This window comes from Thalassospira sp. (assembly GCF_048059015.1).
Lineage (GTDB): Bacteria > Pseudomonadota > Alphaproteobacteria > Rhodospirillales > Thalassospiraceae > Thalassospira.
The window spans coordinates 113,568-132,895 of record NZ_JBLLNT010000011.1 but is presented as its reverse complement, the minus strand read 5'-3'; the positions used below and the strand labels follow the sequence as shown (position 1 = coordinate 132,895).

Genomic DNA, 19,328 nt, shown 5'->3' with positions numbered 1-19,328 from the left:
GGATCAGGCCTCCACCGCGCGGCCCTTAAGGGCGAACAGCCCCTTGGGTCGTTTCTGGATAAACAGGATCAGGGCGATTAGGACAAAGATCTTGGCCAGAACGGCCCCTGCCACCGGCTCAAGGAACTTGTTGACGATGCCAAGGCTGAACGCGCCAAGTACCGTACCCCACAGGTTCCCGACCCCGCCGAACACAACCACCATGAAGCTATCAATGATGTAGGTCTGACCAAGGTTCGGGCTGACGTTGGAAATCTGGCTGAGCGCCACACCGGCAATCCCGGCAATCCCCGACCCCAAACCAAAGGTCAGTGCATCCACATACCCGGTACGGATACCAACCGAACCGGCCATGCGGCGGTTTTGCGTCACCGCGCGCATCTGAAGACCAAAGGCCGTGTAACGCAGAACAGCAGCAATTCCAGCCACGACAATCACGCTAAACAGGATGATCCAAAGACGGTTATAGGTCAGAACCAGACCGGTCGAAAATTCGATCGCACCACTCATGAAATCAGGCGCGGTGACCTGCTGGTTGGTTGCACCAAAGATCGAACGAATGGCCTGCTGCAAGACAAGGCTTACACCCCAGGTCGCCAGAAGTGTCTCAAGCGGACGACCATAAAGGAAGCGAATTACGCATCGCTCGATCACAACACCAACCGCACCAGCAACAAGGAAGGCCGCCGGAACCGAAATCGCCAATGACCAGGCTGAACCTGATGGCAAGAAGGGTGCCAAGGCCTGCTGCACCACAAAGGTCGTGTAGGCACCGATCATGATCATTTCGCCATGCGCCATGTTGATCACGCCCATCACGCCAAAGGTAATGGCAAGGCCGACAGCGGCCAGCAACAGAACCGAACCCAGGCTGATGCCGCGATAAACATCGCCAACCGTCTGCCAGGTGGACAGACGTCTCTCAACCGATGCCAGCGCGTCCTTTGCTGCTTCAACGACTTCGGGCTCGTATCCTTCGGCCTCGGCGCTGGCGACGAATTGCGACAGGACCGCACGAATTTGCGGGGTGGTTTCACTGGCCAGAACCATGATTGCGCTTAGGCGCTCATCAGTGGTTTCCCCCGCAGCCAATGCCATGGTGGCCTCGGCCAGTTGCATGCGGGCCAGAAGCGTTTCGTCTTCTTCACGGTCAATCGCGCGCAGAAGCAGCGGCAACATGGCCGGATCGCGCGCATCCATGATCTGCTCAACCGCAGCCGTTCGGACATTCAGATCCGGGCTAAACAGGTTCAGCGTCGCCAGCGCATCGCGCAGCGCACCGCGAAGACGGTTGTTGATCTTGATTTTCGACAGCTCCTTGGAGCTGCTTTCGCCAGCTTCTTCACCGCTGACGATATCGATATGGGTATAGACATTGCCCTTTTTCGTCGCGATCACGACATGTTCGTCGCTGTCACGGACATAAAGGTCACCCTCAAGCATGGCTTTCAGGATCGGCGCCACTCGCGGGTCGCCATCGGCCGCCATTTCTTCGATTACTGCGACCTTTTTGGTCGCACTTTTATCGTTAAGCTGTTCGGCGATGTTTCGCAGTTCTTCGTCGCTAAAGGCCTGCGCACTGTGCGGTGTTGCGATCACAAGCAGCGCCAGACACGCGATAACCGCACCCAACCGGCACAGAACATCACGCGTTTTGGTCATTGAGAACGGAGAACGGCGCAGCACTGAAAACACTTCATTGCGCATGATCACCAAACCTTTGAATTCAATATGGAAAATTGGATAAAGAAAGCGCGAATTTCAGGCAAAGACCCAGAGAGCCTAGCCAATGCGCCTAAAATGAACAGGCCGGTCGCGTTTCCACGACCGGCCCATCCGAAACCAATTAGTACATCGGTTTTTCACAGTTGCCGCAGACCCACGGATAGGTCCAGTCGGCGGTCAGCTTTGCGCTTTCCGGAAGGAAGTCAGACCAAGCATCGCCAACGACGGTGCCTTCGGTTTCCCAAACGATGTCGAACTGGCCATCATCCTGGACTTCGCCGATCAGAACCGGCTTGGACAGGTGGTGGTTGGTGTTCATGACAGCGGTACCGCCGGTCAGGTTAGCAACTTCCTGGCCGTACATTGCCTGACGAACGGCATCAACATCAGTGGTGCCAGCCTGCTCAACAGCCTGTTTCCACATGTTAAAGCCGATATAGGTTGCTTCCATCGGGTCGTTGGTTACACGGAACTCATCACCGATAAAGGCATGCCATTTTTCGATGAAGGCAGAGTTCGCATCTGCTTCAACCGACTGGAAGTAGTTCCAGGCAGCAAGGTGACCAACGAGCGGTGCGGTATCGATACCAGCAAGCTCTTCTTCACCAACAGAGAATGCAACAACCGGGATGTCCTCAGCTTTGATGCCCTGGTTGGCGAGTTCTTTGTAGAACGGAACGTTAGCGTCACCGTTAATGGTCGAAACCACTGCGGTTTTCTTGCCAGCGGAAGCAAATGCTTTCACGTCAGCAACGATCGACTGCCAGTCGGAATGACCGAACGGGGTGTAGTTCTCCATGATGTCTTCATCGGAGATACCCTTGCCGTTCAGGTAAGAACGCAGGATCTTATTGGTGGTACGCGGATAAACATAGTCCGTACCCAGAAGCACGATGCGCTCAGCGGAGCCGCCATCTTCGCTCATCAGGTAATCAACAGCCGGAATGGCCTGCTGGTTCGGAGCAGCACCGGTGTAAAATACGTTACGTGAGCTTTCCTCACCTTCGTACTGAACCGGATAGAACAGCATGCTGTTAAGCTCTTCGAAAACCGGCAGAACCGATTTACGCGACACAGAGGTCCAGCAACCGAAAACAACGGAAACCTGATCTTTTTCGATCAGTTCGCGTGCTTTCTCGGCGAAAAGCGGCCAGTCAGATGCCGGGTCAACGACCACAGCCTCGACCTGCTTCCCAAGCAGACCACCGTTCTTGTTCAGATCGTCGACCAGCATCAGGACGGTGTCCTTCAGCGTGGTTTCGGAAATAGCCATCGTCCCGGAGAGAGAGTGCAGCACACCAACTTTGATGGTATCTGCTGCTTGTGCGGCTGACATTGCCATTGCGGACACTGCCATGGCCCCAGCGCTGATCAGCGCCTGAAGCTTCTTATTCATTTATAGCCTCCACTGCGAGTTTATTGCACCGCAGTAGACCTTGCTAAAACCATGCCAGATTCAAACGACAATAGAATAAAATCAAGAATCGAGGGATTCCCACGCAATATGCGACTATTCCACAGCCATTTTAGGGAAAATATTTGCGCAGACCGGTTTTTGTATGATTATTTTTCAATCACAGATTAAAATTTGATTACTTTTTAATCACATTGACTGCGTAGTTTGCGCGCCCTATTTGAAAGGCGGAAGTTTCGCCTTCATTGCGGTTATTGCACCACAATCCGCCTGATGAATGGCGGCTTCCCGCCCCGTCGGCTTGCCGGCGGGGCGTTATTATTTCAGGACGAAATTCGCGGTCAAAAAGCCTGATTACTCGGCGGCCAAGACGGCATGATCAGGGGCGATTGACGCGATCACTGTGCGGATTTGCTCACGCAACCAGACAAGCCCGACATCCTTATCTGTCCAAAGCGCCCAGTTCATGGTTACCGGCGGAAAGGCCACATCAATCGGCATCGGACAATAGGACAAGCCAAATAGCGGCGCATATTGGGTGGCAATCCGGCACGGCACCGTTGCGATCACCGGTGTGTTGCGGGCCGCAGCCAGTAGCGGCATAAAATCGGGTGCCGCCAGCACAACGTTCAGCTCAATGCCCAATCCCTGAAGTGCCACACCAACGCATCCGGCGACATTTTCGGTCTGCGACAGAACCGCATGGCGGGACGCCAGATATTGATCGCGCGAAATCGGCGCTTTTAACCCCACCAGATCAGCATTAAAGCAGCAGGCAACCTCGGAATTAAACAGCACCTCGCCAAAATGCCCGGTTTGCAGCTGACTTTTGCAGCCAATTGCCATTTCGATCTCGCCGGTATTGACCATCATATCAACGCTATCGGCCGTGATCGGACGGCTGAGCAGCTTGATGCCCGGTGCCTGTTGCTGCAGGTGATGCAAAAGTGCCGGAAGCAGGATCATTTCCATTTCGCCGGTCACACCAAGACGAAAAACGCGTTCTGCCGTTGTCGGATCAAAGCAATCGGTTGCCTGAAGGGCGTTTTGCGCCTGTGACAGCGCAGTGCGCACCGGCCCTGCCAGCGCACGCGCCTTGGCTGTCGGCTGCATTTTCTGACCAACACGGACAAAAAGATCATCCCCCAACAGCATGCGAAGCGTGTTGAGATTGTGGCTCATGGCGGACTGACCAATGCGCAGTTTTTCGGCAGCCTTGGTGACGCTCATCTCTTGCATCATTGCGTCAAACGCAATCATGAGGTTGAGATCGAAGGACCGTAAATTGAAATGATCAATATTATCCATGATTGGCATCGATTTGATTACTGACTAAAGGCACTATAGCTTTTCCCCATCAGGTTACAACCCGCTGGTTCCCCACCGGCGATATTTGAGGGAAAAGAAAATGTTATCACGTCGCGATTTGCTTAAAAGCACGCTTGCCGCTGGTGCCGTCGGCGCCATTGGCAGCACGGTCTTTGTCCCGCTGACAGCCAAGGCAAAGGCACCTTTGGTCGGCACCCAGGCACCGGGCTATTACCGCATCATGGTGGGTGACGTCGAAGTCACCGCCCTATCAGACGGCACCGGTCAGTTCCCGATTGCCGATCTTTACGTCAACACAACGCCGGAACAGGCCCGCCTGGCGCTTGCCAATGCGTTTCAGGGAACCCCGACCTATCTTTCGGTCAACGCCTATTTGCTGAACTTTGGTGATCGTCTGGTTCTGCTTGATGCCGGTACCAGCGATCTGATGGGCCCGTCCCTTGGCAAGCTTCCGGCAAATATGATCGCATCGGGCTACCACCCCGATCAGGTCGATGATGTCGTGATCACCCACGTTCATCCTGACCATACCGGTGGTCTGACCTTGGGCGGCAAGAAGGTCTTTGCCAATGCTACGGTCCATGTGCCCGAGGCTGATGCCGCGTTCTGGCTGAGTGCGGAAAACAAGGCCGCAGCGCCTGATGATGCCAAGGCATTCTTTGATCAGGCGGTTGCAGCCCTCACCCCCTATATCGATAGCGGTAAGCTTGAGAAATTTGCACCCGATGCCGCAGCCATCCCGGGCAAGGTCAACACCACCTTCCGCCCGGGTCATACGCCGGGTCACAGCGCGCTTTGGATCGAAAGCAAGGGCGAGAAGTTTGTCTATTGGGGCGATATCACCCACGGCGATGTCGTGCAGTTTGATGACCCGAATGTCGCGATTGCCTTTGATGGCGATACCGACATGGCGATCAAATCGCGCGAAGCGGCCTTTGCCGAAGCGGTAAAGGAAAAGTATCTGGTGGCAGGTTGCCACGTTGCCTTCCCGGGCTTTGGCCATGTGCGTGAAGACGCGACCATGTATGACTGGGTGCCGATGAATTATCGCGCGGACGTCTGATACCTGATCAAGACCGGAATATGATCCCCCAACCCCGCCGGTCTTGAAACATTAGCAACGCAAAAGGGCGGCCGCATCACGCGACCGCCCTTTCTGCTGATTAACCGGGAAGGAAAAATCCTATTCCGGCATGCCCGCGCGGATCCACTGCCCAAGCTGGGCGCGTTCCTCGTCGGTCATCTCTGTGATATTGCCAAGCGGCATGGCACGGCCAATCACGGCCTGTGCAAGGACACGTTGCGCATTGGCTTCGATCTGGGCCAGATCATCAAACATCACGCCTGCCGGGGCTTCGTCAAAACCCTCATCGGTCGGGTTTGCCGAGTGGCAGGTCGAACAGCGGGTCTGAACAATCGCCATCGCGTGGTTGGCAGTAATCATATCTTCGTCTGCAAGCTCGACCGCGTTCGGGTCATAGGATGCAAACATCGCAAGGATCGCCATCCCAACCGCAGCCGAGGGAAGCTGCCAGGAGATCGCCTTGCCGGTACCACCGGCATTGCGCGTGTTAAAGAAATGACGCACCAGACCACCGATGATCAGGATCAGACCAACAATCAGCCAGGACTGATCGTGAGAGAACAGCATCGAATAGTGATTGCTGATCATCATCAGCAACACCGGAAGGGTCAGGTAGTTATTGTGCGTTGAACGCTGTTTCGCCTGAAGGCCCAGCTTCGGGTCGGGCTTTTCACCGGCCATCAGGCTGGCGACGACCTTTTTCTGATTCGGAATGATGATGCGAAACACGTTGGCGGCCATGATCGTGCCAATCATCGCACCGACATGAATGAATGCACCACGGCCACTGAACACATTGGTGAACAGATAACTTGCCACCATGATCAGGATGAACAGAGCAACGGCAAGCGTGCCGGTATTTTTGCCAATCGAACTTTTGCAGATGATGTCATAGATCACCCAACCGGCGAACAGGCTGCCAAGACCAATAAGGATCGCATCCATCTTGGTCAGCGCCAGAACGCTTGGATCGATCAGATAGCTTTCTGCACTCCAGTAATACATCGTTACGAGAAGCGCGAAGCCGGTAATCCAGGTGAAATAGGCTTCGTATTTGAACCAGTGAAGATCTGGCGGCATGGAGCTTGGCGCGACCATCCATTTATTGACGTGATAGAACCCGCCACCATGGACCATCCAGGCTTCGCCATAAACGCCCTCATCCATGCCCGGACGCTTGCGCAAGGACAGATCAAGCCAGACGAAATAGAACGAAGACCCGATCCAGGCGATGCCCGTAATCAAGTGCGCCCAGCGCAGGATCAGGTTGATCCAGTCCTGAAACAGAATATCCACGGTGCTTGAAACCTCCGTCTCGCCGCGGTGCGGACCACCGACTGCCATTTGCAGTCCGGCGCACGTTGGCTGCCCCTCTGATGGTCAGATCCGGCTGGCTTGTCCCCGCCATAATCCGGAACCGTTCAAATCAATCTCTTATCTTGTCCTAACATAGGCGTCCCGCCGCCTCTATTATTAAGGGGCTGAGCATAATCGAAATGACTTTCAAATTATTCTTTAAAATGGCACAGTGTGCGCCATTAAATTGAATATAGAACAATCATAAACGCCATAAATCACGTTAGTTGATCACGTTAGTTCAGGAGCTTCCCGCGCCATGTCCGACTTTGAGGACATCCAGATTTTTGTCCGCGTTGCCGAATTGGGCAACCTTTCTGCCGCTGGCCGCGAGCTGCGCCATTCTGCTGCTGTTGTTTCCAACCGGATTGCCCGCCTTGAAGAACGCCTTGGCGTCCGGCTGTTGAACCGCACAACGCGCCGGGTCAATCTGACGACCGAGGGCGATGTTTATTACCGCCATTGCCTGCGTATTCTCTCAGAAATGCAGGAAGCGGAAAACGCCATCGCCAATCAGAAAAACACCACGCGCGGTCCTGTAACGCTGACCTGCCCGGTCGCGTTTGGCAATAAATATATCGCGCCGATCATTCCGAAATTCGTGGAAAAGAACCCGGATGTGCAGATCAGACTGCATCTTTCCGACCGGCTTTTGGATCTTCTGCAAGACAAGGTCGATCTGGCAATCCGCATTGCCGAGCTTAAGGAAAGCTCGTTGATCGTGCGCAAGCTTGCCTCGAACAAACGCATGCTGGTTGCAAGCCCGGATTATCTGGCAAAGCATGGCACCCCCAAAGCCCCGGCTGATCTTTTAAACCACAATTGCCTTTTGCTGCGTTTCCCGGGTTCGCGGCAATATCAATGGACGCTGACCGGCCCGAATGACGAAGCCCCCACCACCCTTGCGGTGTCCGGATCAATGGATTCAGATAACGGTGAAGTCCTGACACGCTGGTGTCTTGATGGCTATGGCATTTCACTAAAATCAAACTGGGAAGTCGGCGAACTGGTCCGCGATGGCAAACTCAAGGTCGTTCTGCCCGACTACCAACCGCCATCACACGCGGTCTATACGCTTTATCCGGAAAACCGGTACCTGCCGACGCGCGTGCGCGCCTTTGTCGATTTTCTGGTGTCCGAGTTTGGCGGAACCCCGCCTTGGGAACGCTAGCAGGCTAGTAGCGCTCAAAACAAAACGCCCCGGCAATCTGCACGGGGCGTTTTCGTTTGACCACGCAATTGTTCAGCGCTTGGCTTGTTCAAGATATCCCGAAAGCACCGCAGCCACATTCAAGCCGATCACATCATGGGCGTAACCGCCTTCCATGGTGAACACGGTTTTAAGGCCCAAACGCCCGATCATTTGACCAATCCGGTTGAAATCATCGGTCTGAAGTTTGAAATCGCAAATCGGTTCTGCTTCATGCGCATCAACACCAAGCGCGATGACCAGCGCATCTGGCTGCCAGGTGACAAGCTTTTGCATCGCCTTGGCAAAGCCCTGACCCCAGGCACCAAAATCACTGCCACCCGCAAGTGGGACATTCAGGTTCGCACCCTGCCCGTCATTGCGACCGGTTTCATTGGCATAGCCCATGAAGAACGGGAATTGATGGGTCGGATCGGCATGGATCGAGATGGTCAGGACATCGCCCCGTTCATAGAAGATATCCTGCGCGCCGTTGCCGTGATGGTAATCGATATCAAGGATCGCGACCTTTTTCGCCCCCTTGCTGATCATCTTCTGGGCGGCAATCGCAGCGTTATTAAGGAAGCAATATCCGCCATAGCGGTTGGCATGGGCGTGATGTCCCGGTGGGCGGGTCAGGGCAAAGGATGCCTCGCCATCATTCCATGTTGCGTCCGCCGCCGACACCACGGTTTGCGCCCCCCAATAGGCAGCCTTCCAGGTGCCTTGGGTAATCGGGGTGTCGCTTGAAAATGCAAAAGCACCAAGCCGCGCGCTGATATGTTTGGGATTGCCACCGGAAAAACCGGCTGTCGGCCAGACATAGGGGAAGGCATCGCCGGTCTTGCCGACCTTGGTCCATTCACCCCAGGCATTTTCGATGAAATCAAGATAGTCCGGATCATGGATCGCCCGGATCGGGTCCATGCCGTGATCGGCCGGATCGACCAGATGGGCTTTGACCGCATGGGCCACCGCATCGCGGATGATTGGAATACGCCGGGCATTTTCAAAACAGGGCACCATCCGCCCGTGGTGCATTTCGCCAGCCCCGTCATGGGCATCGTGACGTGAATTAAAAAACACACGCATCGCACCACTCCCCTGTTTTGAAAATATCTGCAGGGCATCGTAAAACGCCCTGCAGGATCATAATCCGCCGAAAACGGCTATTTCTTGGCGGTATAAAGCAGCTTTTCGATGGTATCGAGGAAGCCTGCCAGATGTTTGCGCAAGTTTTCCGATTGATCTGCCAGTCGGCTGGCCATTTCACGGGTGGTATCGGCGGCCTCGCCGGTACGGCCCGCCATGTCGGATACCACGGTGATGTTATCTGTTACTTCCTGTGCGCCACTTGATGCCTGTTCGACATTGCGCGTGATGTTCGATGACAGATGCGCCTGGGTTTCCACATTACCTGAAATGGTATCGGACCGCGCCGCCAGATCATCTATCACACCGGCAATCTCGCGGATTGCGCCAACCGATTGTTCAATCGCGTTCTGGATATCCTGAACTTTTTCTTCGATGCTTTCAGTTGCCTTACTGGTCTGGTTGGCAAGGCCTTTGACCTCGTTGGCAACAACGGCAAAGCCCTTACCGGCTTCGCCAGCACGCGCGGCCTCGATGGTGGCGTTCAGTGCGAGCAAGTTGGTCTGTGCTGCAATGTCACGGATGAAGCTGACAACTTCGACAATCTCGCCAGCAGCGGCTTCAAGCTCGCCAATTCGGCCATCGGTTTCTTGCGCCAGACCGTTTGCACGATTGGCAATCTGGACCGATTCACGGGCCTGTTCGGATACTTCGCGGATCGACTGGTTCAGTTCTTCGGATGCGGCCGAAACTTCGGTGACGTTGCTTGCGGTCTGGCGCGCAGCGGCGGCAACGTTGGTCGAACGGGAACTGGTTTCATGGGCAATGGTGTTGGCCTCACCCGATGCTTCGGAAAGTGCCGATGCCGCATTGGCGATATCATCAACTGCTTCGAACGAACCACTTTTGAACTCGCCCAGGATATCGGCAAAGCCAGACAGCTTCTGTTCGATGGATGCGGTCGCGGCATTGATGCGCTTGGCCGAGGACAGATATTCGCCAACAAGACCGGTTTCAACGATACGGCGGTAATAACGGTTTTCCGAAACTGCGCCCATCGATGCCGCACTTTCGCGCAGGAACGCATCATTGCGGTCGATCAGACGGTTGATGGCGACAAACAGGTCGCGCATATCGGGGTGACTATCGACATTGGTAATACGGGCTTCGTAATTGCCCTCGGCTGCGGCCAGAACCACATCGAGTGCCTTTTTGATACCGGACTTGGAACCACCAAATAGCGCCATTGCGAACCTCGAACCTTCGATTTGGGACCAAAGCCGTTAGAGACTTTGAATGAATTTGTCGTATGCCATACCGGCATCCGAAAGCTTTTTGGCAAGGGCGTCGGATGCGGCATGCATGCCGTCCTTGCGGTTGGATGTGCTTTCCTCGATCTTGCGAAGCTCCGCATAGAGAGGAATGATCTTGTCACTCAGCACCTTGGGATCAGCCACGCGGCGATTGGAATGGTAACCAATGACTTTGTGATTGGCATCAAAGGTCGGCGTGACGTGGGCATAGACCCAGTAATGATCGCCCTTTTTGCCCATATTGAGCACATAGGCGAAGATTTCCTTACCGGCTTCGATCTGGTCCCACAGCAGCTTGAATACGCAGCGCGGCATATCAGGATGGCGGATCAACGAATGCGGCTGCCCCAGCACTTCCTTCTCGGTATAGTCGGAAAGGCGCAGAAAAACTTCGTTGGCATAGGTAATGCGACCCTTAAGGTCGGTCTTGCTGACAATCAGTTCTTCCGGCTTGAAATGACGTTCCTTGCCAGATGGCTGGACGCCTGAACGCTTCTCACTCACCTTGATACCCCGTTTATTCTGATCCTACCTTGCAATCCAAAGATGCAGGCAAGTTGGACAATTCGATTACCATGTAACAATAGTTCCGCGAAGAAAAAATGTAAATTTTTCATACAGTTCCAGCCCAGTTCGCGGCACCGAATTCTCAGAATTATTCTAATACCATTTCGCCATTTTCCTAAAGCACAGATGGGGAAACAACCCAAAAAATTCACCTGACCGTTTTTAATGTTTCCAATCATCTGTGCTTCCTCCCCCGTGCGGGGGATGCGCGCGTGATCAAATTCACATTCAATCGCCTAATAAACATCCCGGTACAAACCATTACCGCTTCACACAAAACCGGGTTTGGATGATCAGGAGAACCAGATGAAGAAGTTTGTCGTTTCGTGCGCGCTGCTTGGCGCCTTGGCAGCCTGCCAGACCACTAACAATGTGGTCCGTGATACCAATGTTAATTTGCTGTCGCTGGCCAAACCGGCCCTGGCTGTTGGCGATACCTATGCCTATTACCGCAATGGCGAGCACGAAGTTGCAACTGTCACCGCTGTTGGCGATGGCGTTTACAGCTTTGAAGTCACCGAGGGTGAAGATGCTGGTTGCACCTATGTCGGGGATGGCTTCCTGGCACCGGACGTCAAATGGGCTGATTGCAGCGGATCAACCGGCACCCAGACCCTGACCCATACCGGTGACATCTGGCCGCTCAAGATCGGCAATATAGAATCTTACGGGATTGAGGGCACGGACGGCACTGACAGCTGGACCCAGACGCGTGATTGCAGCGTCATTGGCACCGCCATGGTGACCCTGGGCACCAGCACCATTCCGACCTATGAAGTGGTTTGCAAAGACAGCTCAAACACCCGGACCTGGTTCTATTCCCAGACCCACAAATTCCCGGTCAAATACACCAAGGTCCACAAAAAGCGCGGTCTTGTTGACGTGCGCGAACTTGACCTTGGCCAGAAAGCTGGCTGATCCCATCTGGTGATGCGAATTGGTGCCATCATCCCTGACCCGGCACCAATTTGGGTCTGGTTTCTGTACCCGGGAACCAGACCCCACCCACCGATCCAAACAGGCGGAATTAACCCGGAATAATCTGATCTTCTTTGAGCGGAATGATCATTTGCACCGCCAAGCGGACCAGCTCCAAGCGGTCCTTTACCCCGGTTTTGCGATAGACGCTGGCAAGCTGGGATTTAACGGTTTCTGGCCCCTTGCCCAGATGTTCGGCGATTTCGCTGTTACTCAGGCCGCGCAGGACCGCGTCAAACACATCGGTTTCAGTACGCGTCAGGGCAAAGTGGCGATTAAGAAGATCGGTATTGATATCGGTGTACCAGAACGGATCAACCACCGTTGCCAGCACCCCGGAAAACTGCCCGCCAAATGTGCCGTGCTTTTCACGCAACGGCGCCAAATCAAGCAAATAGGCACTGCTTTCATTGATCCGGCTATTGAGGCGCAGGTTTTCCGATGTCTTTTCGATAAAGGCTTGCTGGCTGAGTTTCCCAACCGCTTGCGACAGGCGTCTTGCATCCTGATCATCATTGGCAGTTAGCTTTTGACCCGGCCCGACAATCAGGGCATCGCGGCTATCAAGAATGCGGCTGAATTCTTCGTTGATGACAACGATCTCACCATTGGCATTAAGGATCGCAACCCCGATCCGCAACCGATCAAGAACATCAAGAAACGCACCATAGCGATGGCGCAGCAAATGCACCGGGCGGTTCATTTCCAGAACCTTGGTCAGATGCGGGCCAATAAAGCGGAGCTTATCCGTCGCCTCGGACGGCATGAACGGGCCATCATCACGGTAATGCACCGTCAGAATGTCATAGCCCGCTGCGTCCTTCGACACACACATACCAGCGGCCTGATTGCACCCGGTGGTCTTTTCAAGCCAGGGATAGAACTTTGATGGGGATGTATCGCCGTTTTGGTGGCGGACCTCATCGCCAACGGAAAACCGATACAGGTCTTGCAGATGAAAATATTCCGACCCGTCATTCTGGTTAAGACCAAGGCTTAGATATTCTGCAATCGCCTCGCTTGGCACCCAGCTATTGGCATGAAAGGAATACTCGGAAATCTCGGGCCGAATATTTTCGATATGCATGATGATGGCATTTTGCGTCCGCAGAAGCCCTGCCAGCCAATCAAGCCGTTCGCACCAAAGTTCGGGCGAAATCGCAGCTTCGTAAAATTGCGGAATAAGTTTGTTATATTCTTCGAATTCGTCAGAAGACCACATCCGGCCAGCATCCCTGTTCAACCATCTTTTTAGTCAAACACCGAAAAACCATATATATCAAGAAGTACTGACCTAAGCCGAAGACTAGGGTTGTATGTTCCAAAGGGGGAAAATACATGAGCAAAGATTTGCGAAATTTTCCATATCGCGTGGTTATTCACGAAAAGCATTCGGCCCAGCAGGTTCTCGATTGGCTGGATTTGAATGTACGCAGCGACATGTGGACCATGGGCATTCGCAACATTGAACTGCCGCGCTCCGATCAGTCCGCCCCCTTTGTTGACTTGGTGATCTATTTTTCACGCCGCGATGACATGGACCTGTTTCGCGAGAAGTGGGCTGGAAAGACGCGCGAGCACAAGGTCAAACTTCATGGCTGGCGCGCAGCCCTTTATGCCCTCCGCCATCCGCGCACCGAAATGGTCGCCTATGAAAAGTCGGACGGACCAGCCCGCATTCGCCCAAAAAACCCCGCATAACAAACCGGCATGCAAAAAGCCCCGCGCAAATCAATGCGCGGGGCTTCGTCATTTAGCCAATCCGGGTGGATTGGAAAGCTGACTTATTTTGGCAGTTCAGCGTCGATGCCTTTGATGTACCAGTCCATGCCAAGCAGCATGCCGTCATCAGCAACTTCGCCTTCTTTGACGCGCAACTCGCCTGCCTGATCATAGATCGGGCCGGTGAACGGATGGAATTCACCCGAAGCGATTTTAGCTGCGGTTGCTTCTGCCAGCGCTTTTACGTCGTCAGGCATGTTGGTGTACGGAGCCATCTCGACCATGCCGGTGTTGATGCCACCCCAGGTATCCATGGACTCCCAGGTGCCGTCGACAACAGCTTTGGCACGCGCGACATAGTAGCTGTCCCAGTTATCAACGATCGCGGTCAGCTGTGCTTTCGGTGCGAACTTGATCATGTCAGAAGCCTGACCGAAACCAAGAACGCCACGGTTTTCAGCAACCTGAAGCGGTGCCGGGCTGTCGGTGTGCTGAACCATGATGTCAGCACCCTGGTCGATCAGCGCCTTGGCAGCATCGCCTTCTTTGCCCGGATCATACCAGGTGTTTGCCCAAACGATTTTGACCTGAACGTCCGGGTTAACCGACCATGCGCCCATCATGAAGGAGTTGATGCCACGGACAACTTCCGGGATCGGGAAGGAACCGACATAACCAACGATGTTCGACTTGGTCATTTTACCGGCGATCACACCAGCAACATAACGGCCTTCATAGAAACGCGCAGCATAGGTCGACAGGTTGTCGGCACGCTTGTAACCGGTCGCATGTTCGAACTTCACGTTCGGGAACTGCTTGGCAACCTTTTCGGTCGGGTTCATGTAACCGAACGAGGTGGTGAAGATCAGGTTATGGCCAGTCTGGGCCATCTGACGGATCACACGCTCTGCGTCGGCACCTTCCGGCACGCTTTCAACATAGCTGGTCGATGCTTTATCGCCGAGCTCAGCTTCGATTGCCTGACGGCCGATGTCGTGACGGTAGGACCAGCCATGGTCACCAATCGGGCCAACATAGACAAAACCGACTTTAGCGTCTTCGGCCTGGGCGCTACCCATGCCGGTTGCGAGTGCACCGACGGCTGCTACAGCAGCGATCGTGCGCTTCACGAAAGTTGCATTCATTCGTTAGGTCTCCCTGTTAATCAGCAGATTAGGATTTATACGCAATCCACTATCCAATCAATGACGCGATCACGCCCGAACCAAGACTCAGTCAAACCGGCCCAAAACGACCGGTCGACTTGATTGAGTTTTGGCCCGACGCGAGCCTTCCTCCCGTTGGGTCGGAACATCATTTGACGTGCCCCGATCCCAAAAGCAGAACCGCCCCTTATTGGGCGGCCCTGAACGCCTGGCCGATACAGGCAGGCGCATTCAGTCTGATTTTCGCACGGTCACTGGAAATAATCACCAGCACAATCACAGTCGCCAGATATGGCAGCATCGACATGAACTGAGACGGCACATGAATGCCAGCCCCCTGCGCATGAAGCTGCATCACCGAGATAAGACCAAACATATAGGCACCCGCAACCAGACGTCCGGGACGCCACGTTGCAAAGACCACCAATGCCAGTGCAATCCAGCCACGACCGGCGGTCATGTTTTCCGCCCACATCGGCGTATAGGACAGCGAAAGATACGCCCCGCCAAGACCGGCCATCGCCCCGCCAAACATGGTGGCAAGATAGCGGATCTTGATCACGGAATAGCCAATCGCATGGGCCGAATGATGGGAATCCCCAACCGCCTTAAGCACAAGACCGGCACGCGTTTTCGCCAGGAACCAGCCAATCGCAACCACCGCCGCAATTGACAGATACACCAGGAAATCCTGCCCAAACAGGATCGGGCCAATCACCGGAATGGCACTGATGCCAGGGATCGAAAGGGCCGGAAGCGGTGCAATCGCAAAGCCAACAAAACCTGATCCGACAAGGGCTGAAAAACCAACGCCAAAGATCGTCAGCGCCAAGCCCGTTGCCACCTGATTTGCCATCAGCGTCAGGGTCAAAAAGGCAAAGATCAGCGACATCAAAACACCGGCCAGAACAGCGGCCAGAATGCCAAGGATCGCCGAACCAGATGATGCGGTGACGGCAAAACCGGCAATCGCACCAACCAGCATCATGCCTTCAACGCCCAGGTTCAAAACACCGGATTTCTCGGTCACCAACTCGCCCGATGCCGCCAGCAAAAGCGGGGTCGATGCGGTGATGACGGTCAGAATAAAGGGAACAAGCCATTCCATTATGCGGTTCTCCCTTTGGCCGCGATTGAACCGAAACGAATGCGGTATTTGGTCAGAACGTCACAGGCCAGCAGGAAGAACAACAAGATCCCCTGGAAAAGCCCGGTCACTGCATTTGGCAGACCAAGCGTAATCTGGGCCAATTCACCGCCCAAATAGGTCAGCGCCATGATCAGACCACCAAACAAGATACCTACCGGATGCAAGCGACCAAGAAACGCCACGATAATCGCGGTAAAGCCATAGCCCGGCGAAATGGAAGGCTGCAGCTGACCAATCGGACCGGCAACCTCAAACAAACCGGCAAGACCGGCGAGTGCTCCGCCCAGAAGAAGGGTGAACCACACCATGCGTTTTTGACGGAAACCAACGTGACGGGCGGCCTGCGGGGCCTTGCCAACCACGCGAAGCTGGAAACCGATCACGGATTTTGACAGCAACAACCAACCGGCAATCACCACAAACACGGCAACTGCCGTGCCCAGATGAACGCGCGTGCCGTCATAAATGATCGGCAGCAAACCAGCATCCGGGAACGGGCGGGATTCCGGGAAGTTGAAACCTTCCGGGTTACGCCACGGACCATGCACAAGGAAGCTCAGGAACAGGGTCGCGACATAAGTCAACATCAGGCTGGTCAGAATTTCATTGGCATTAAAGCGCGTGCGCAGCAAGGCGGGGATCGCCCCCCAAAGTGCGCCACCCAATGCACCCAGCAAGAACATGGCTGGCATCAAAAGCATGCTTTCGCTGTCATGGAAATACAGCGCCAAGCCACCGCCAAAAATCGCCCCCATGGTCAGCTGACCTTCCGCGCCGATGTTCCAGACATTGGCACGGAAGCCCATCGCAAGACCGACCGCAATGATCACAAGCGGGGTTGCCTTCACAAACAGCTCGGAGATGCCATAGCTGTTATTGATCGGCAGAATGAAGAAGGTATAGAGCGCATCAAACGGGTTCTTGCCCAGAAAGGCAAAGATGATCCCGCCGACCACCAGCGTCATAAGGATTGCCAGAACCGGCGACAGATAAACCATCGCCTGGGAGTGCTGGCGACGGGGTTCAAGCCTGACCAACGCGACCTCCTACGTCTTGCGTGTCGTTCGCCGGGGTCGCGTCGCCTTCAAGATCATGAAGGCCCCCCATCAACAGACCAATTTCTTCGATGCTGACATCGGCCATCGGACGCGGCTTGGACATTTTGCCCTCCGCCATCACAACGACGGAATCACAAATGGCAAAAATCTCGTCGAGATCCTGGGAAATCACCAAAACCGCCGTGCCCTTGGCCGCCAGGTTCAAAAGCGCCTGGTGAATGGCACTGGCCGCGCCGGCATCCACCCCCCAGGTCGGCTGCGAAATCACAAGAACACCCGGGTCCTGCATGATTTCACGACCAACGATAAACTTCTGAAGGTTACCACCCGAAAGCGATCCTGCTTCTGCCCCCGATCCGGTCGTGCGCACATCAAAAGTCTTGATGATGTTATCGGCAAACGACTTGGTCTGGACTTCGCGGATCAAACCACGCGCAGAAAGCGCCATGCGACGGAACGCGGTCAAAAAGCCGTTTTCCGACAGGCTCATATCTGGCACAGCACCATGACCATTGCGTTCTTCAGGCACAAAGGCCGCGCCCAAACGACGGCGTCGGCGTGGACCGAAATGGGCTACCGATTTGCCCTCAATCTTGATGCTGTCCGGGGCTGCTTCGTGTTCGGTTTCACCGGCAAGCGCACTGAACAGTTCGTTCTGACCGTTCCCGGCAACACCGGCAACGCCCATGATCTCGCCACCGCGCACGGTAAGGTCGATATTTTTCAGATGCGTGCCGAACTGCTCGTCACTGATCAGTGAAAGGTCGGAAACTTCAAGACGAACATCGCCAAACTGACGTTGCGCACCACGATCCGGTGCCGTCAGTTTCTGACCGATCATCATCTCGGCCATGGATTTGGCCGTTTCCGCACGCGGATCACAGCTGCCAACAACCTTGCCACCGCGCAGAACGGTTGCGTTCTGGCACAGGGCTTTTACTTCGTGCAGCTTGTGGCTGATATAAAGGATCGCGCAGCCTTCATCGGCCAGACGACGCAGGGTTTCAAACAGCTTTTCAACTTCTTGCGGCGTCAGAACCGAGGTCGGCTCATCAAGGATCAGAAGTTTGGGGTTCTGCAACAGGCAACGGACAATCTCGATGCGCTGACGCTCACCAACGGAGAGCGTATAAACGTGGCGATCAGGGTCGAGTGGCAGACCATAGGTCTTTTCGACCTCGATCACCTGTTTGCGCAACGCGTCCATATCGCGCACATCATTCATCGCCAGTGCGATGTTTTCGAGCACGGTCATGGTTTCAAACAGCGAGAAATGCTGGAACACCAGACCAACGCCCATTTCGCGTGCGTCATGCGGGCTTTGGATCGTGACCGGCTTGCCATCCCAGAGCAATTCGCCCTGATCGGCCTGCAGCACGCCATAAATGATTTTCACAAGCGTACTTTTGCCTGCGCCGTTTTCACCGAGCAGCGCATGGATTTCACCAGGCTCGATACGGAAACTGATATCGTCATTGGCCAGACAGCCCGGAAAGGCCTTGGTCACACCGCGCACTTCCAACTGCGCGGGTGCCGCCCCCTTCATCGCTTCTGCCCCGGCATCACCGGTCGTTGACGTCACTGTTGCCACCCCTATTTAGCGATATGATCTACAACCCCTGTGCGGTTTTACCGCATAACGTATTGCAATCAAACGGTCTCAATATGCGATCTTGTCGGTTTTGGCATCCCACGCAGCGAACACTTCGCGCGCTTCGGGCAAATCGACATGAACAATTGGCAAGGAACGATCATTGATCGGCTTTGCCACTTCATCATACAGGAACTGATCATCAAAACCGATGGCAGCAGCATCGTCGCGGCCATTGGCATAATAGATCTTGTCGAGACGGGCCCAATAGATTGCCGAAAGGCACATCGGGCAGGGTTCGCAACTGGTATAGATTTCACAACCCGACAGGTTGAACGTACCCAGCTTTTCACAGGCAGCACGAATGGCGCTGACCTCGGCATGGGCAGTCGGATCGTTATTGGATGTGACATTGTTCCATCCTTCGGCAATCACTTCGCCATCGCGAACAATGATTGCACCGAACGGTCCACCACATCCTTCATCCATTTTTTGCCGTGACAAATCCACGGCGTGGCGCATATGGCCTTTGGCGTCACACACAGCCAATCTCCTTTACGAAGCCCTTGATCTGGTAACCAGATCACCTGATCG

17 protein-coding genes are annotated in these 19,328 nt (G+C 54.5%); 4 read left to right on the top strand and 13 right to left on the bottom strand.

The window, feature by feature from the left end:
- Positions 1 to 3: 3 nt before the first annotated feature.
- The 3 genes from urtB to ACMZ66_RS15465 form a co-directional block, all read right to left on the bottom strand.
- Positions 4 to 1,707 (bottom strand): urea ABC transporter permease subunit UrtB, encoded by a 1,704-nt coding sequence (urtB, locus tag ACMZ66_RS15475; protein ID WP_416938405.1) that lies wholly within the window; start codon positions 1,705 to 1,707, stop codon positions 4 to 6.
- 139 nt (positions 1,708 to 1,846) lie between these two features.
- Positions 1,847 to 3,121, bottom strand: coding sequence for an urea ABC transporter substrate-binding protein (urtA, locus tag ACMZ66_RS15470; RefSeq protein WP_416938403.1), 1,275 nt, complete (start codon positions 3,119 to 3,121; stop codon positions 1,847 to 1,849).
- 372 nt (positions 3,122 to 3,493) lie between these two features.
- Positions 3,494 to 4,447, bottom strand: coding sequence for a LysR family transcriptional regulator (locus ACMZ66_RS15465; protein WP_416938401.1), 954 nt, complete (start codon positions 4,445 to 4,447; stop codon positions 3,494 to 3,496).
- A gap of 100 nt (positions 4,448 to 4,547) precedes the next feature.
- On the opposite strand from ACMZ66_RS15465, the gene ACMZ66_RS15460 reads away from it, so the two are divergent.
- Positions 4,548 to 5,531: an MBL fold metallo-hydrolase gene (locus ACMZ66_RS15460; RefSeq protein WP_416938399.1), complete on the top strand. Its 984-nt coding sequence runs from the start codon at positions 4,548 to 4,550 to the stop codon at positions 5,529 to 5,531.
- A gap of 120 nt (positions 5,532 to 5,651) precedes the next feature.
- Here the strand turns inward: ACMZ66_RS15460 and ACMZ66_RS15455 are convergent, their stop codons facing one another.
- The gene (locus ACMZ66_RS15455; RefSeq protein ID WP_416938397.1) at positions 5,652 to 6,896 is read right to left on the bottom strand and encodes a urate hydroxylase PuuD; all 1,245 of its coding nucleotides are present in this window, start codon (positions 6,894 to 6,896) and stop codon (positions 5,652 to 5,654) included.
- Positions 6,897 to 7,167: 271 nt separating this feature from the next.
- Here ACMZ66_RS15455 and ACMZ66_RS15450 point away from each other — a divergent pair, with 271 nt between their 5' ends.
- Positions 7,168 to 8,079 (top strand): LysR family transcriptional regulator, encoded by a 912-nt coding sequence (locus ACMZ66_RS15450; protein WP_416938395.1) that lies wholly within the window; start codon positions 7,168 to 7,170, stop codon positions 8,077 to 8,079.
- A gap of 72 nt (positions 8,080 to 8,151) precedes the next feature.
- Here ACMZ66_RS15450 and ACMZ66_RS15445 read toward each other — a convergent pair whose 3' ends face one another.
- From ACMZ66_RS15445 to ACMZ66_RS15435, 3 genes are all read right to left on the bottom strand, one after another.
- Positions 8,152 to 9,189, bottom strand: coding sequence for a histone deacetylase family protein (locus ACMZ66_RS15445; RefSeq protein ID WP_416938393.1), 1,038 nt, complete (start codon positions 9,187 to 9,189; stop codon positions 8,152 to 8,154).
- Positions 9,190 to 9,266: 77 nt separating this feature from the next.
- On the bottom strand, positions 9,267 to 10,436 hold the full coding sequence (locus ACMZ66_RS15440) for a methyl-accepting chemotaxis protein (RefSeq protein WP_416938391.1): 1,170 nt from the start codon (positions 10,434 to 10,436) through the stop codon (positions 9,267 to 9,269).
- A 36-nt stretch (positions 10,437 to 10,472) separates the two neighbouring features.
- The gene (locus ACMZ66_RS15435) at positions 10,473 to 11,006 is read right to left on the bottom strand and encodes a PAS domain-containing protein (RefSeq protein WP_416938389.1); all 534 of its coding nucleotides are present in this window, start codon (positions 11,004 to 11,006) and stop codon (positions 10,473 to 10,475) included.
- Between the two features lie 369 nt (positions 11,007 to 11,375).
- Here ACMZ66_RS15435 and ACMZ66_RS15430 point away from each other — a divergent pair, with 369 nt between their 5' ends.
- Positions 11,376 to 11,987 carry a hypothetical protein gene (locus ACMZ66_RS15430; RefSeq protein WP_416938387.1) on the top strand — a complete coding sequence of 204 codons (612 nt, stop codon included), beginning with the start codon at positions 11,376 to 11,378 and terminating at the stop codon, positions 11,985 to 11,987.
- 109 nt (positions 11,988 to 12,096) lie between these two features.
- Here ACMZ66_RS15430 and ACMZ66_RS15425 read toward each other — a convergent pair whose 3' ends face one another.
- Positions 12,097 to 13,269 (bottom strand): helix-turn-helix transcriptional regulator, encoded by a 1,173-nt coding sequence (locus ACMZ66_RS15425; protein WP_416938385.1) that lies wholly within the window; start codon positions 13,267 to 13,269, stop codon positions 12,097 to 12,099.
- Positions 13,270 to 13,385: 116 nt separating this feature from the next.
- On the opposite strand from ACMZ66_RS15425, the gene ACMZ66_RS15420 reads away from it, so the two are divergent.
- Positions 13,386 to 13,748 carry a hypothetical protein gene (locus ACMZ66_RS15420; protein WP_416938384.1) on the top strand — a complete coding sequence of 121 codons (363 nt, stop codon included), beginning with the start codon at positions 13,386 to 13,388 and terminating at the stop codon, positions 13,746 to 13,748.
- A gap of 83 nt (positions 13,749 to 13,831) precedes the next feature.
- Here the strand turns inward: ACMZ66_RS15420 and ACMZ66_RS15415 are convergent, their stop codons facing one another.
- From ACMZ66_RS15415 to ACMZ66_RS15395, 5 genes are all read right to left on the bottom strand, one after another.
- Entirely contained in the window at positions 13,832 to 14,914 is a 1,083-nt protein-coding gene (locus tag ACMZ66_RS15415) for a BMP family ABC transporter substrate-binding protein (RefSeq protein WP_416938382.1), read from the bottom strand.
- Positions 14,915 to 15,122: 208 nt separating this feature from the next.
- Positions 15,123 to 16,043 carry an ABC transporter permease gene (locus tag ACMZ66_RS15410; RefSeq protein ID WP_416938381.1) on the bottom strand — a complete coding sequence of 307 codons (921 nt, stop codon included), beginning with the start codon at positions 16,041 to 16,043 and terminating at the stop codon, positions 15,123 to 15,125.
- Entirely contained in the window at positions 16,043 to 17,122 is a 1,080-nt protein-coding gene (locus tag ACMZ66_RS15405) for an ABC transporter permease (RefSeq protein WP_416938380.1), read from the bottom strand. Before ACMZ66_RS15405 ends, ACMZ66_RS15410 begins: the two co-directional genes overlap by 1 nt.
- Positions 17,109 to 18,689: an ABC transporter ATP-binding protein gene (locus ACMZ66_RS15400; RefSeq protein ID WP_416938485.1), complete on the bottom strand. Its 1,581-nt coding sequence runs from the start codon at positions 18,687 to 18,689 to the stop codon at positions 17,109 to 17,111. Before ACMZ66_RS15400 ends, ACMZ66_RS15405 begins: the two co-directional genes overlap by 14 nt.
- Before the next feature lie 114 nt (positions 18,690 to 18,803).
- Entirely contained in the window at positions 18,804 to 19,277 is a 474-nt protein-coding gene (locus ACMZ66_RS15395; protein ID WP_416938378.1) for a nucleoside deaminase, read from the bottom strand.
- Between the last annotated feature and the right edge of the window lie 51 nt (positions 19,278 to 19,328).

Bases quoted from the DNA above. Each gene is read 5' to 3' on its own strand.
- urtB (WP_416938405.1), bottom strand. From the start codon at position 1,707: ATGCGCAATGAAGTGTTTTCAGTGCTGCGCCGTTCTCCGTTCTCAATG.
- urtA (WP_416938403.1), bottom strand. From the start codon at position 3,121: ATGAATAAGAAGCTTCAGGCGCTGATCAGCGCTGGGGCCATGGCAGTG.
- ACMZ66_RS15465 (WP_416938401.1), bottom strand. From the start codon at position 4,447: ATGGATAATATTGATCATTTCAATTTACGGTCCTTCGATCTCAACCTC.
- ACMZ66_RS15460 (WP_416938399.1), top strand. From the start codon at position 4,548: ATGTTATCACGTCGCGATTTGCTTAAAAGCACGCTTGCCGCTGGTGCC.
- ACMZ66_RS15455 (WP_416938397.1), bottom strand. From the start codon at position 6,896: ATGGCAGTCGGTGGTCCGCACCGCGGCGAGACGGAGGTTTCAAGCACC.
- ACMZ66_RS15450 (WP_416938395.1), top strand. From the start codon at position 7,168: ATGTCCGACTTTGAGGACATCCAGATTTTTGTCCGCGTTGCCGAATTG.
- ACMZ66_RS15445 (WP_416938393.1), bottom strand. From the start codon at position 9,189: ATGCGTGTGTTTTTTAATTCACGTCACGATGCCCATGACGGGGCTGGC.
- ACMZ66_RS15440 (WP_416938391.1), bottom strand. From the start codon at position 10,436: ATGGCGCTATTTGGTGGTTCCAAGTCCGGTATCAAAAAGGCACTCGAT.
- ACMZ66_RS15430 (WP_416938387.1), top strand. From the start codon at position 11,376: ATGAAGAAGTTTGTCGTTTCGTGCGCGCTGCTTGGCGCCTTGGCAGCC.
- ACMZ66_RS15425 (WP_416938385.1), bottom strand. From the start codon at position 13,269: ATGTGGTCTTCTGACGAATTCGAAGAATATAACAAACTTATTCCGCAA.
- ACMZ66_RS15420 (WP_416938384.1), top strand. From the start codon at position 13,386: ATGAGCAAAGATTTGCGAAATTTTCCATATCGCGTGGTTATTCACGAA.
- ACMZ66_RS15415 (WP_416938382.1), bottom strand. From the start codon at position 14,914: ATGAATGCAACTTTCGTGAAGCGCACGATCGCTGCTGTAGCAGCCGTC.
- ACMZ66_RS15410 (WP_416938381.1), bottom strand. From the start codon at position 16,043: ATGGAATGGCTTGTTCCCTTTATTCTGACCGTCATCACCGCATCGACC.
- ACMZ66_RS15400 (WP_416938485.1), bottom strand. From the start codon at position 18,689: ATGAAGGGGGCGGCACCCGCGCAGTTGGAAGTGCGCGGTGTGACCAAG.